Genomic DNA, 13,594 nt, shown 5'->3' on the forward strand with positions numbered 1-13,594 from the left:
GCCCATGGCTGACATGTTAGGAAATGCGCTCTCGGCCCTTGTCTCCTACCAGCGGGCGTTGGCGACCACCAGTCACAATATCGCCAATGCGGATACGGAAGGGTACAGCCGCCAAAGAGTCAGCTTTGCCACCCGCATTCCCCAACAGATGGGGGAGTTGAGTATTGGCTCGGGGGTGACCGTATCGAGTATTTCCCGCGCCTACGACAGCTTTGCTACCTCACAGCTAAGAACGGTGAATTCTGCTTACTCCCAGCTGGATACCTACTACCAGTTTGCGGCGCAGCTGGATAATACCCTCGCTGACTCAGAATTCGGCGTCAGTGCAGCGCTGTCCAATTTCTACGATAGCATTCAGACCGTGGCGGATGATCCCGCCTCGATTTCGGCACGGCGTCTGTTTCTGGCCGAGGCCCAGAGCCTTAGTGATCGTTTTGCCGGTATGTCTGGCTATCTGGAAGACATGCAGCAACAGGCCAACACCCAAATTCAGTCCATCGCCAGTGAAGTGAATAGCCTTACAGAGCGTATAGCCGACATCAACAACTTGATTGTGGAGTCACAGGGACAGTTCGGTGGCGCGCCCTCAGATCTGTTGGATGACCGGGATCAGGCACTCCTTGAATTGAACCGCCTGGTCAGCGTATCCAGTATCGAGCAAAACGACGGCAGCATGAGTGTGTTTATCGGCAACGGTCAGGCCCTGGTACTGGGGAATGAGTCGGTTCAGGTTAAGACTACACGCAGCCCATTGGATGTGACTCGCCTGGAAGTGGCATTGGATATCGGTGGCCAGACTTCAGTAATCACCCAGAGCTTGCAAGGTGGCCAGCTGGGGGGCGTGTTGTCATTTAGAGACGGATTGCTCACCGAAACCGAAAATGAACTGGGCCGAATCGCCTTGGCCTTATCCGCTTCGGTTAATGAGCAGAATCAGGCTGGTGTAGATCTCTATGGTGACCGAGGTCAGGCGGTATTTAATACCCCGCAGCCCTCAGTCGTTAACTCAGCGAATAACTCAGGTACGGCCACCGTATCGGCCACCTTTGACAATATCGGGGATGTCACCGGCGACAACCTGATAGTGCGCTACAACGGCACGAGCTGGGAGCTGAGCAAAACCCCTAGCAATACTGCAATAAGCCCGGATAGCGGCAGTGGCAGTGTCGCTGATCCGTTTATTGTTGGCGGCATGGCATTAAGTATCAGCGGGACACCGGCGGCCGGCGATGAATTTCTGGTCAGGCCCAGCGCGGATGCAGCCGGTGCCCTCAAGGTGGAAATGACCGACCCGGCCCGGGTAGCCGCCGCGGCTGCCACCCGCAGTGAAGCTGGAGCTGCCAATACCGGTACGGGACAGATTTCTCAAACTGAAATCATCGATAGTAGTGATGCCAATTTGGCCAACCCGGTGGATATCACCTTCCTGGACGCTAACACTTACCAAATTAATGGTTCGGGAAGCTTTGCCTTTACTGCCGGCGAGCCCATTGAGGTCAATGGCAACCGTGTGGTGATTACCGGGACCCCCAACGCGGGAGATCAATTCAGTATTTTGGACAATGCTGGAGCCAGCGGAGACAACCGCAATGCCTTAGCTTTGGCCGCTACTGAGGCCAGTAAATTACTCAATGGCGGCACAGTTAGTGTTCAGGAGGCCACCGGCGGGTTGGTGGGGCGTATCGGTGTGGCCACCCACAGCGCCGACATTAGCCGACAGTCCCAGGCCAACCTGTTGGCCCAGGCTGAAGCACGGCAGCAGAGTGTATCCGGCGTAAATTTGGATGAAGAGGCCGCTAACTTGCTCAAGTATCAGCAGGCTTACCAGGCCGCAGCCCAGGCCACCTCAGTCGCCAAGGAGTTGTTCCAAACCCTGATGGCAGCGTTCTAAGCGAGTGGTGGCGACATGGAAGCAATGATAGAGACCGGTGTAGCTAAGAGTGGTGTAGATAAAATTAATGGTGTGGTCAATAGCATTAGTCCAGCCATGGGAGTAAAAAGACGATGAGAATATCCACCAGCCAGATGTTTTCATTGGGGCTCGGTGCCATGCTGGAAAAGCAGGGCGACCTGGTCCGCACCCAACAGCAGATTTCCACCGGTCAACGCATGTTATCGCCGGCGGACGATCCTGTTGCCGCCGTGCGCAACCTGGAATTGTCTCGGGCCAAGGACAGAACCGAGCAATATGAGCGCAACAATCACCTTCTCGATTCCCGCTTGCGCTTGGAGGAGAGCGTGCTGTCTGAGAGCGTCACTCTGCTGCAGCGGGTCAGGGAGTTGGCGGTGCAAGCTAATAATGCCACTCAGAGTAATGAGTCTCGACAATCTATTGCGTTAGAAATCCGTCAGCACTTGGATAGTTTGCTGGCCTATGCCAACACCCAGGACAGTGATGGTCGGTATATTTTTTCCGGCTTTCAGCAGGACACTCCGGCATTTTCTCAGACGACATCCGGGGTGACCTACAATGGCGACGACGGTCAGCGAATGCTGCAGGCAGGTCCAGGGCGACAAATCGCCGACAGTGATCCCGGCTCGGCGGTATTTATGGCCATGCTGAATGGAAACGGTCAATTTTCGGCAGCTGCGAGCAGCGCTAACCAAGGCGACGGCGTGATCGCAGTCAATGCGGTTGCCGATCCGGCTAGCTTTACTGGCCAGACCCTGACGGTGCAGTTCACTTCCTCGGATAGTTACGAGGTTGTCGACGCCAGCTCTAATGTCGTTGCGTCGGGAAGCTACTTGTCCGGTGCCGATATTGTCGCTGGTGGAATGTCTTTCCAGATAGAGGGGCAGCCCGTCGCCGGTGATAGTTTTACGCTCCAGCCCGCACAGCGCCAGGATGTCTTCTCGATGTTGGATCAGTTGGCCGGATCACTGGAATTGGGAAGAAGCAATGCCGCAGATCGGGCTCAGCAGACTTCCGAGATCAATCACGCGCTGGGCAACCTGGATCAGGCTCTCGATCACATTCTGGGCAAGCAAACCGAGGTGGGCGCCCGAATGGCGTCTTTGGACCGGCAGGTGGATATCAATGCCGGAGCCAGTCTACAGATAGAGGAAAACCTGAGCTTGGTGAACGACCTCGATTATGCCGAGGCGATTACCCGCTTTAACCAACAGCTGACCAGTTTGCAGGCCGCCCAACAGGCCTTTTCAAAGGTGCAGGGCTTGTCGCTATTTAACTATCTGTGATCACGTGTTGCTATGTCACACAAAGGGGCTTATGAGCCCCTTTGTTGTTGTAAGACAATAATTTTTAACGAAATGTAGGTACATCTACTAACCTAAATCCTGTAAAGCTTGCCTCTTAAGCGACGATAACTTACCTGAAAGCAGAGAACGGCCATCGGGCCACCGCTTGAATAAAAGACGATTGTCTTTTCAGCTTAAAGTGTAAGGAGAGTTATCATGGCACTCAGCATCAACACCAACGTGGCCTCATTGAATGCACAGCGCAACCTGTCGCGCTCTCAGGAGACCCTCAACACCTCGCTGCAACGTCTGTCCACAGGCTTGCGTATCAACAGCGCGAAAGACGATGCCGCTGGTCTGGCTATCACTACGCGTTTTACCACTCAAATCAACGGCTTGAACCAAGCTGTTCGCAACGCCAACGACGGTATCTCACTGGCGCAAACCGGTGAAGCTGCCCTCGACGAAATTACCAACAACTTGCAGCGGGTTCGCGAGCTGGCAGTACAATCTGCTAACTCCACCTACTCAGCGTCTGACCGTGCAGCGCTAGACTCAGAAGTGCAGCAACGCCTGGCAGAGATCGACCGGATTGCCAGCCAAACCAGCTTCAACGGCCAGAAAATTCTGGACGGTAGCTTTGGTACTGCTTCTTTCCAAGTGGGTGCCAACGTCGGCGAAACCATCTCGGTAAACCTGTCACAAGGTGCTCGCTCTAACCAGATCGGTCAAATTGCGACCAATACCTTCGACGTTAGCGCTACGGCGTTTGATGGTCAGCTGGAAATTGCTGTAGGCACTGCCGACGCGGTGACCGTTGCCGCGAGCACTGACTACTCAGGCAGTTTAGGTGCTGGCTACGATGACACTAGTGCTTACTCTAAAGCGCGGGCCATCAACGACGCCGGTATCGAAGGTTTGACCACCACAGCGGTCACAGAAGTCAGCGACACTTTCACCACAATTACTGGTGGTGGTGCAGGCGATGAATTTGCGCTCAGCTTGAATGGCGTGGATATCTACGGCGGCACTGCTGCAGCTTTCGACCTGAGTGCAGGTGATTTGACAGCGGGAACGCTGGTGTCGGCGATTAACCAAAAGTCCGATGAAACTGGTGTCACTGCAAGTGTTTCTGGCTCGACCCTGACACTGACTTCTGCGGACGGGCGCAATATTACCACTGCCGCCACGCTAACTGATGCAGATACCAGCACCAGCGGTGGCTTCGGTGCTGCGACAATTGTTGCCGACGTAGCCGGTACATCACAGACCAACCGGGGTGCTTTGACCTTGACCGCATCGGAAGCCATTGACGTCACTGATACCGGTGGTGTGACTAACTTGGCCGATATCGGTATCGACAGCACTACCTCTTTGGCTTCGGCTAGCGTCGACACGATCTCTAACTCCAACACCACCATCAGCCGTGTTGATGCTGCATTGGAGTCGATCAGTGACCTGCGCAGTGACTTCGGTGCGGTACAAAACCGCTTTGAATCCACCATCACTAACTTGCAGACTATCTCTGAGAACCTGTCGGCCTCTCGTGGACGGATTCTGGATGCGGACTTTGCGGCGGAAACCGCTAATTTGACCAAGGCCCAGATCCTGCAACAGGCCGGCACTTCGATCCTGGCGCAGGCTAACTCCCTGCCCCAGAGCGTACTCAGCCTGCTGCAGTAATCCTGGCGATAGCCGCTCCGGTAACGGGGCGGCACACAGGCCCAAACAACTACCGGGATTTCAAACAGGGCCAATAGGCCCTGTTTGTGTTGCATCAGGGAAGGTGACACTCGATTGACGGAGGTTTTAAATGTCATGGACACACGCATTAAACCCACAGCAAATGCTGCGCTAGCGCCTTCCCGGTCGATACCGGTAAAGGACGAACTGAGCGGCAAAACTTTGCCGGAAGCAGGCAAAACTGCACCTCTGAAAGTCGTTCAAGATGCCGACCAGACACCTCTTGACCAAAAAATGGTGGAGATCGATAAAGCCAAGAAAGAGCAGCTTGCCGAGCGAGTAAAGATCTCGGAGAAGGCGGCCCAAAGACTTAATGAAGTACTGCGGGACCGACAGCGAGACCTTGAGTTTTCCGTGGATGAGACCACGGGTAGAACGGTATTGAAGGTTATTCACTCCGAGTCCGGCGAGGTGATCAGGCAGCTACCTCCCGAAGAGATTTTACAGATTGCCAGGGCATTTATCGAAGGCACTGGCAGTTTAATTGACGATGAAGCGTAGCTGGCACAGCCATTGCTAACGATTAAGTTTAGACGGCATAAATGACACATCAAAGAGGCGAGTTGACATGGCATCTGTAACCGCAACCGGAGTCGGATCCGGGCTGGATATCGGCGGTATTGTCAAACAGCTGGTAGCTGCCGAGCGGGCCCCTCAGCAAACTCGTCTGGATAGCAAAGAGGCGAGAGTTCAGTCACAGCTGTCTGCCTACGGCACACTAAAGTCCTCTTTGTCCAGTTTCCAAAGTAGCCTATCGGCGTTGAGTGATGCCGACACCTTTTTAAAACGCAGCGCTACCGTCGGTGACAAAGATGTATTTAGCGTAACAGTGGATACTTCTGCCGCAGCGGGTGATTACAGCGTTGAAGTTGAGCAGTTGGCTACTCGGCACAAGATCGCGTCTGCGGCCTATGCCGACAGTGATACCAGTGTGGGTACAGGGCAATTGAGTATTACTGTTAATGGTGAAACCATGACCTTGGATATCGAGACAGGTGGAGATTCCCTGGCCGCGATACGAGATGCTATTAACAGTAGCGAGGCCAATCCCGGTGTCAGTGCGTCGATAGTCAACGACCAGGACGGTGCGCACTTAGTTCTCACTGCTGATAAATCTGGGGTTGAGAACACGATTTCGGTATCTGTTAGCACTGACGGTTCAGACACCGGCGATCTGGCACAGTTAGATTATGATCCCAATGCAGCCAGTAATCCTATGGCTGAAAAAGTCGAGGCGCTGGACAGTATTGTCCATATCGACGGGTTTACCCAGACCAGTGCCGATTTACAAATTACCGATATGATTGAAGGTGTGACCTTGGACCTCAAGGAGGCCCGGCCCGGGGAGTCGATAAGTTTATCGATTTCCCGAGATACAGCCAGCATTACTAAATCGGTAGAGGGGTTTGTTAGCAACTACAACAAATTAGTGACCGTGATCAATGATTTGACGGCCTATGACCCCGAAACTAAGACCGCCGGTCTGTTGCAAGGCGACGCCACGGTTAGAGGTATTGCCACGCAGTTGCGGCAAGCCTTATCTAACGCGGTTGGTGGTTTGGATAGCGATATCAATACCCTGGCCGAGTTGGGCATCACCACCGGGGACAATGGCAAGTTGGTCCTCGACAGCGATGCGTTAAAAGAAGTGATGAGCGAGGATTTTAATGCAATCTCCCAGGTTTTTTCGGGAGACGACGGCTACGCAAGCCGTTTCGATAAGCTCATTGACGGTCTGGTGCAGACTGGCGGCCTACTGGATATCCGCACTCAAGGCTTGGAAGGCCAAATAGATCGTATTGGCGACCAGCGAGAAACTCTCGACCGACGTATCGCCTCTATAGAAGCCAGGTACACCGCTCAATTTAATGCCCTTGATAGCCTATTGGGCCAGTTAAATAGCACTGGTGAGTTTTTAACTCAACAGTTGGCGAATCTGCCCACCATCAATTCCGGAAACAAAAAATAATGCCGATTAAATCGGCGTTTGCTGTTAAGAATCAAGGTTGGATGACGATACATAAGTAACGCCAGCAAACACGAAAGGGGAAGCTAAATGAGCTACGCGTTGTCCAGAGCCAGTCAGGCCTATGCCGCTGTCGGTGCTCAGTCTCAAGTTACTAATGCCAGTCCGCATCGCCTTATTCAGATGTTAATGGACGGCGCGCTGGATAGATTAGCTATTGCCCGAGGGCATATGCGCAGAAATGAGGTCGCCATGAAGGCGGATAGTATCACCCGCGCCATGTCGATCATTGATGGTTTGCGACTCAGTCTTGATCACAGTGTTAATTCGGAGATGACGGAAAACCTGGAAAACTTGTACGATTATATGAATCGACGACTTTTGGTGGCTAATATCCGCAATGACGAGTCTGTGTTGGACGAAGTGTCCGGTCTGCTGCGAGAATTGAAAGAGGCCTGGGATGCAATTCCGCAAAGTCACGAGTCGGAACTGGTCGCGGGATAGCCGCGCCCAGTGATGCTTTTGAATGGGAGTAAAGCCATGTCCGGTTTGGTTAGCCCTTTAATGTCGCCCGCTCGTCAGCGCGCTGCTTTGGAGCTGCTTGAGCTCAGTGAATCTATTCGCGAGTCTTGCGAGTTGGGGGCCTGGAAGGATGCATTGGAACAGCAGCGAAATCGGCGCGTTTTGCTGGATGATTTTTTTGCTTCTCCCTGTGCGGAGAGCGAGGCGTCCAGTGTCGCCGCCATGATCGAGTCGCTCCTGGAGACTGACAATCTGGTGTCGGCACTCCTCTATAAGCATCGTGGTGAGATTTTAGCCTCGGCTCACAATGAACGTCGGGCAGCGGGGAATGTCAACCACTATTTGGAAAACGCCTCCTGACACACTGGGTGCCTGTGCCTTCTCGCAGGAGCTATTCCTCTGGGTAAATTTACGTATTAATCCACCGCCAAATTATTGGCACTATGAAGGCTAGAAAACAAATGCAGCCGCCTGAGACTGCCAGCCTTAGTGGAAGAATGCGACATGCCAATGACCCAGTTCGACAAGCCAGTTGATCAATCCACGTCAAATAAAATTAGCCAGTCTAAAGGTGTCAGCGAAAAGGTAACGGCCGCGACCTCGTCAATGAGGGTTGTCGATAAGTTGATAGAGCAAGTCGCGGACTTCGATACATTGGTCCTCATTCGAGGCGAATCCGGTAGCGGCAAAGAGGTGGTCGCGCGCAAAATCCACCAACAGTCTGGTCGCCGGGACAAGCCATTTATACCGGTTAATTGCGGCGCCATCCCTGCTGACCTTCTGGAAAGTGAGCTTTTTGGCCACGAGAAAGGGGCATTCACCGGTGCTATCTCCAACCGCAAGGGTCGTTTTGAAATGGCCGAAGGCGGGACCTTATTCCTGGATGAAATTGGCGATATGAGCTTGCCCATGCAGGTCAAATTGCTGCGGGTGTTGCAGGAACGTTGTTACGAGCGGGTTGGCAGCAACGAAACTCGCCGCTGCGATGTCAGAATCCTCGCCGCTACTCACCGCAACCTTGAGGATATGGTGGAAGAGGGGAGCTTCAGGCAGGATTTGTTCTTCCGTCTGGACGTGTTCCCCATTGAGGTTCCTGCACTGCGGGAGCACGCTGAAGATGTGCCCTTGTTGATGGGGCGCTTTATTGCCAAATTGCATAATCGTGGTATGAAGCCACCGCGCTTTTCTAAAAACGCGATGCGCTCCCTGCAGATGTACAGCTGGCCCGGCAATGTCCGGGAGTTGGAAAATCTTATGGAGCGGATGGCGATTACTCACAGTGGTCGCACCGTGGCGTGCCGGGATTTGCCCCGCCGCTATCAGGCCTTGGGTGTGGTGGAGGAAGAGGAGGCGGCCGAGCTGGAACGGGAAGATCAAGATGCCTTGCTAGAGGCCTTGACCTCGTCCCGGGCGGGTAAGGGGGCGATTTACCCAATCCATTCCGGCGATGGTGCAGCGGTGGAAGATGATGATTTTCAATCTTCATCTGCGCCGATCCAGATGCCCGAAGCTGGTATTAATCTCAAGCAGCACCTCCAGGATATGGAGCAGTGGTTTATCGAGGAAGCCTTGCGCCGAGAGGGAGGAGTCGTCACCCGTGCGGCTCAACTTCTCGGGCTGCAGCGCACCACTCTGGCTGAGAAGATGAAGAAACTGGGCCTGTCTGCCTAGGGCCCGTGCCAGGCCCTCGTAATGCAACTCGCCGCTGGCTATTTGGTATTTTGAGAGCGGCGTGTTCACGGCTTCGCATTGATGCCGTCTGGATGTCCTGTCTGCCCAGTTCTGTTCTAAAGCCCATCAAGTCCATTTAGCCGATCTCGGCGGTCCTGGCCTTAGCGCCATAGATCTCGCGGCCCTCGACCCGTCGCGCAGTGACTTCACGTTTCCCCTACAATAGTCCCGGTTATGTATGGTGTTGGGAACGTGTGATGGACGAAGTACAACAAATTGCCCTGTTGACGTGGTTGGCGGGTATCACCATGCCCCTTGGCGCGGCGCTGGGCGCGCTGGAGCGCATTCGTCCACGATGGCTTGAAACGGAAGTGCGCCACGGCGTAATCGCGTTTGGTGGCGGAGCGCTGTTAGCAGCCGTCGCCCTGGTGTTGGTGCCGGAGGGCAGCGCCGATCTCGGTCCGGTGGCCGTTGCCCTCAGTTTTGCAGGTGGTGGCCTGGCCTTTATGTTGCTGGATCGCTTTTTGGCCGCCAACGGTACGCCGGCCAGTCAATTGGCGGCAATGCTGTCGGACTTTATCCCGGAAGCCCTGGCGTTGGGTGCCACATTTACCGTGTCGGCAGAGGCTGGGCTGCTGTTGGCGGGAATAATCGCTCTGCAGAACCTCCCTGAGGGCTTCAACGCTTACCGTGAACTAGTCTCCGCCACCCATTATCGAGCCCCCTTGATTGTGGCGGCCTTTGTTTTGATGGCGCTACTCGGGCCGGTTTCGGGGCTGATCGGCTATTTTCTTCTGGCGGATAAGCCCGCTGTGATTGGCTGCATTATGCTGTTTGCTGCCGGTGGTATTCTGTATATCCTCTTTCAGGATATTGCCCCCCAGTCCCGCTTAAAAAATCATTGGGCACCGCCCCTGGGTGCGGTGTTCGGCTTCCTGCTGGGGTTGATGGGACAAATCACCGTCGTTGGTTGAGCGGCACAACAGCCTGGGGGCGGGTAGGGCAAGTCCTTAGCTCCCCGCTCGGAGGGTCGATTACGCGCCCTAATTTAACCGCCTTTCTATCACTGCCACTGCTCTTACTGCTCCCGCCAAAAATCTGGCATATATTCCTCGTTAGTTAATAAGTTGTTGAATTATATATAAATACCTAGTTGGTACGGGACTTGCGTTGTGGGTAAGTGAAACGGAATCCAGTCAGATTCTTGGCGTGGTAGAGGGCACAACATGTATTCACCCGGACAGCATATACCCAGTACTCCAGCCTCCACAGGCAGACTTAGCGGTGGGGAAACGGCGTCGGTCATTGATCAGTGTATTGCTGAGCTGAATTATAGCCAGGTGGCGTTGACGCTTCAGCTGCGCCGTTTGTCGGGCTGGGGTGAAGAGTTTTGTGTGTCTAAGGGTGGCAGCCATGACTGATTTGGTCGCCGCCGATCCACTGTCCCAGCGCATTGTTGACTTAGCGCGGCGAGTTGCTGCCACCGATGCCACAGTATTGCTGATCGGCCCTAGCGGCGCCGGCAAAGAGGTCTTTGCACGTTTTATTCACCAGCATTCGGCACGTCACGATGGACCTTTTGTGGCGGTGAATTGTGCCGCGATTCCCGAGAACATGCTGGAGGCCATGTTGTTTGGCTACGAGAAAGGGGCGTTTACCGGCGCAGTAAGCAGTCATGCTGGCAAATTCGAGCAGGCCCAAAGTGGCACTCTTTTGCTGGATGAAATTTCCGAGATGGATCTTGGCCTGCAGGCGAAACTACTTCGGGTTCTGCAAGAACGGGAAGTGGAGCGGCTGGGAAGCCGCCGGACTGAGCGACTCGACGTGCGGGTGCTGGCCACTAGCAACCGGGACTTGAAACAGTCAGTAATGTCCGGGGACTTCCGTGAAGATTTATTTTACCGACTCAATGTCTTTCCCATTGCCGTTCCGCCCCTCGCTGAGCGTCGCGGCGATATTATCCCGCTTGCCGAGCACTTTCTGTCCAGAGATGTTTCTGTCTTACACCCAACGCGGGTATTGAGTCAGGCAGCGGCAGAGAAACTTATGGCCTATGACTGGCCGGGTAATGTCCGCGAGCTGGACAACGTGCTACAGCGTGCCTTGATCCTCCGCCAGAGCGAGGAAATCACCGCTGCGGACATCCATTTTGAGTTGTGGTCGGCGCCCGCCGGTAGTGAGATTGATGACCAGACGGCGACGGACGAACAGGGGTCAAACGGTCTGAACAATGTGGTGCGGGAGCGGGAGTGCCGGGCGATAGCCGATGCCCTGCGCACCGGAAAGTCCCGCAAGGAAGCCGCAGAAATCCTGGGAATCAGCCCCCGCACATTGCGTTATAAAATTGCCCGCCTGCGTGAGCAGGACTTCCAACTGGGTTAACCCGGTAAGGGTCGGAGTCAACAATGTCAGATAGCATGCGTGTCGATCAAATCCTCAACCAAATCCGCTCAATTCGCGAGCAGACCATGGATGTGGCCCAAACGGACAAGATTTCCACGGAGGGTCTGGGTAGCGGTGAGCGGGTTGAATTTAGCTCCCTGCTTAAGGAGTCCATCGATGCGGTAAATGCCACGCAGCAGCAGGCCAGTCAGATGGCAGCAGCATTTGAGCGCGGCGATCCCAACGTTAGCCTTAACCAGGTGATGGTCAACATGCAAAAGGCCGACGTGTCCTTCAAAGCGGTCATGGAGGTGCGCAACAAGTTTGTCGATGCCTATCAGGAAGTGATGAGGATGTCGATGTGATAAGGCGTTTCCTGTTAACCCTCTTCGTATTCGGGCGGCACTATCATGGCTGAAGAATCCACCAACGCGACTCCCGCACGCGGAGCACCGGTGAACAACGTTCTTGGTCAGCTGGCTAAGAATGACGTGTTGCGACAATTGCTGATTTTGATTGGTATTGCGGCCAGCGTTGCGGTGGGCATGGCAGCGGTAATGTGGTCACAGGGAACTGACTACCGCACCTTGTATACCTCGGTGCCGCCCGAGCGTGCTGGCGCCATCGTCGAAGCGCTCGGCAATGCCGGTATCAAATACCGGATCCAAGATCCCACTGGCGCGATTCTGGTACCGTCGGATCGACTTCACGAAGCGCGGATTAAACTCGCCTCCCAGGATGTGATGCGTGAAAGTGGCGGCATGGCAATGCTGGAGCAGGAGCAGGGCTTCGGTGTTAGCGAATTTATGCAGTCCAAAAAATACCATTACGCGCTGGAGCAGGAGTTGGCCCGCACGGTAGAGAGCCTGCAGCAGGTCCGTCGTGCCCGGGTTCATTTGGCTATTCCCAAAAGCTCGGTATTTATTCGTGATCGCAAGCCCCCCAGTGCATCGATTATGGTGGATATCTATCCCGGTAGCACTGTCGGCCCCAAGAACGTGGACGCGATTATCAATTTAGTGGCCTCCAGTATCACCGGTATGAGCGCAGACAATGTGACGGTGGTGGACCAAAGTGGTCAGCAACTGCTGGCCTCCAAGCAGGGGGGGGATGAACTCTCTCTGAGCCAGCGACAATTTGCCTATCGCCAGGAGCTGGAGCGTGCCTACGAACAGCGCTTGTCTGAATTGTTGCGGCCGATCGCTGGGTCGGGACGGGTTCGCGTGCAAGTGGCGGCGGACGTAGATTTCTCCACCACTCAGGAGAGCCGCGAGAGCTGGAACCCTGAAGGTCAGGTGGTGCGCAGCGAGCAGATCGAAGAGAACAATGTCAGCAAGCAGCCCGCTGCAGCCAGTGGGGTGCCAGGGGCGCTCAGTAATCAGCCCGTCGTCGCTCAGGAAGCTGAAGAAAACGAAGAAAACACTCGTACCGGTAGCCGCTCGGTGACGCGCAATTACGAAATCGAGCGGGTACTGAATTACAGCACCAGTCCCACAGGTAGTATCCGCCGCCTTTCCGTGGCGGTGCTGGTAGACAGCGGACGCAGCCTGGGTGATGCAGGGGAATCAGTGTCTGATGCCGGTGCCGACACCGTCAGTCAGGAAGAACTGGACCGGCTGACCCTGCTGGTGAAAGACGCGGTGGGCTTTGAGGAGGCTCGGGGCGATCGGGTTACAGTGATTGCCGCTGACTTCCGCGATACCACCACGTTTACTGAAAGCGAAGCGCCGGGATTCTGGGAACAGCCTTGGTTTGCCAATCTGATTCGCCAGTCTCTGGCTGGGGTCGGCGTGTTATTCATTGTCTTTGCCATCTTGCGACCGGGTATGCGTTCTCTGCTGAGCGCATCCAGTGGCGGGAGCCGGGCAGGTGGAGGCGGACACTCGCACCTCGACGGCGAATATCTACCCCAGCCTATTGCCGCCCTCGGAGCCCCAAGTGATAACGCCGCGTCGCCCGTACCGGGGACCGGCTTGGACCACCATGTCGGCGAAGTGAGAAATGCGGTAGATCAAGACCCGCGACGGGTCGCCCAAGTGGTAACCCGTTGGGTGTCGGAAGAGTAGTGTTAGCAATTTATACGTTGTTGGCAATTGAGACGAGGAGCAAGCT

13 protein-coding genes and 1 pseudogene are annotated in these 13,594 nt (G+C 54.8%); all 14 read left to right on the top strand.

The genetic code is table 11. From position 1 onward, the window contains the following. Positions 1–4: 4 nt before the first annotated feature. Positions 5–1,891, top strand: coding sequence for a flagellar hook-associated protein FlgK (gene flgK / locus I6N98_RS07720; RefSeq protein WP_198571204.1), 1,887 nt, complete (start codon positions 5–7; stop codon positions 1,889–1,891). A 113-nt stretch (positions 1,892–2,004) separates the two neighbouring features. Further along, a complete protein-coding gene (gene flgL / locus I6N98_RS07725) occupies positions 2,005–3,198 on the top strand; it encodes a flagellar hook-associated protein FlgL (RefSeq protein ID WP_198571205.1) in 1,194 nt (397 codons plus the stop codon). A 216-nt stretch (positions 3,199–3,414) separates the two neighbouring features. Beyond that, positions 3,415–4,350, top strand: a pseudogene (locus tag I6N98_RS18775) (flagellin N-terminal helical domain-containing protein); the annotation flags it as partial. A gap of 21 nt (positions 4,351–4,371) precedes the next feature. Next, positions 4,372–4,881: a flagellin gene (locus I6N98_RS18780; RefSeq protein ID WP_420496994.1), complete on the top strand. Its 510-nt coding sequence runs from the start codon at positions 4,372–4,374 to the stop codon at positions 4,879–4,881. A 135-nt stretch (positions 4,882–5,016) separates the two neighbouring features. Further along, a complete protein-coding gene (locus tag I6N98_RS07735) occupies positions 5,017–5,442 on the top strand; it encodes a flagellar protein FlaG (protein WP_198571207.1) in 426 nt (141 codons plus the stop codon). A gap of 67 nt (positions 5,443–5,509) precedes the next feature. After that, on the top strand, positions 5,510–6,910 hold the full coding sequence (gene fliD / locus I6N98_RS07740) for a flagellar filament capping protein FliD (RefSeq protein WP_198571208.1): 1,401 nt from the start codon (positions 5,510–5,512) through the stop codon (positions 6,908–6,910). A gap of 87 nt (positions 6,911–6,997) precedes the next feature. Further along, entirely contained in the window at positions 6,998–7,411 is a 414-nt protein-coding gene (gene fliS, locus I6N98_RS07745; RefSeq protein WP_198571209.1) for a flagellar export chaperone FliS, read from the top strand. Positions 7,412–7,447: 36 nt separating this feature from the next. Then, on the top strand, positions 7,448–7,789 hold the full coding sequence (gene fliT / locus I6N98_RS07750) for a flagellar protein FliT (RefSeq protein WP_198571210.1): 342 nt from the start codon (positions 7,448–7,450) through the stop codon (positions 7,787–7,789). A gap of 144 nt (positions 7,790–7,933) precedes the next feature. Further along, complete coding sequence (locus I6N98_RS07755) at positions 7,934–9,100, top strand: sigma-54 interaction domain-containing protein (RefSeq protein WP_232787503.1); 1,167 nt, start codon at positions 7,934–7,936, stop codon at positions 9,098–9,100. Between the two features lie 257 nt (positions 9,101–9,357). Continuing rightward, complete coding sequence (locus I6N98_RS07760; protein ID WP_198571211.1) at positions 9,358–10,074, top strand: ZIP family metal transporter; 717 nt, start codon at positions 9,358–9,360, stop codon at positions 10,072–10,074. A gap of 252 nt (positions 10,075–10,326) precedes the next feature. Then, positions 10,327–10,521 (top strand): hypothetical protein, encoded by a 195-nt coding sequence (locus tag I6N98_RS07765; RefSeq protein WP_198571212.1) that lies wholly within the window; start codon positions 10,327–10,329, stop codon positions 10,519–10,521. Next, positions 10,514–11,482, top strand: coding sequence for a sigma-54 interaction domain-containing protein (locus I6N98_RS07770; RefSeq protein ID WP_198571213.1), 969 nt, complete (start codon positions 10,514–10,516; stop codon positions 11,480–11,482). Before I6N98_RS07765 ends, I6N98_RS07770 begins: the two co-directional genes overlap by 8 nt. A gap of 23 nt (positions 11,483–11,505) precedes the next feature. Then, positions 11,506–11,847: a flagellar hook-basal body complex protein FliE gene (fliE, locus tag I6N98_RS07775; RefSeq protein ID WP_198571214.1), complete on the top strand. Its 342-nt coding sequence runs from the start codon at positions 11,506–11,508 to the stop codon at positions 11,845–11,847. Positions 11,848–11,892: 45 nt separating this feature from the next. Then, the gene (gene fliF / locus I6N98_RS07780) at positions 11,893–13,548 is read left to right on the top strand and encodes a flagellar basal-body MS-ring/collar protein FliF (RefSeq protein WP_198571215.1); all 1,656 of its coding nucleotides are present in this window, start codon (positions 11,893–11,895) and stop codon (positions 13,546–13,548) included. Positions 13,549–13,594: the final 46 nt, after the last annotated feature.

This window comes from Spongiibacter nanhainus, assembly GCF_016132545.1.
Taxonomy (GTDB): Bacteria; Pseudomonadota; Gammaproteobacteria; order Pseudomonadales; family Spongiibacteraceae; genus Spongiibacter; species Spongiibacter nanhainus.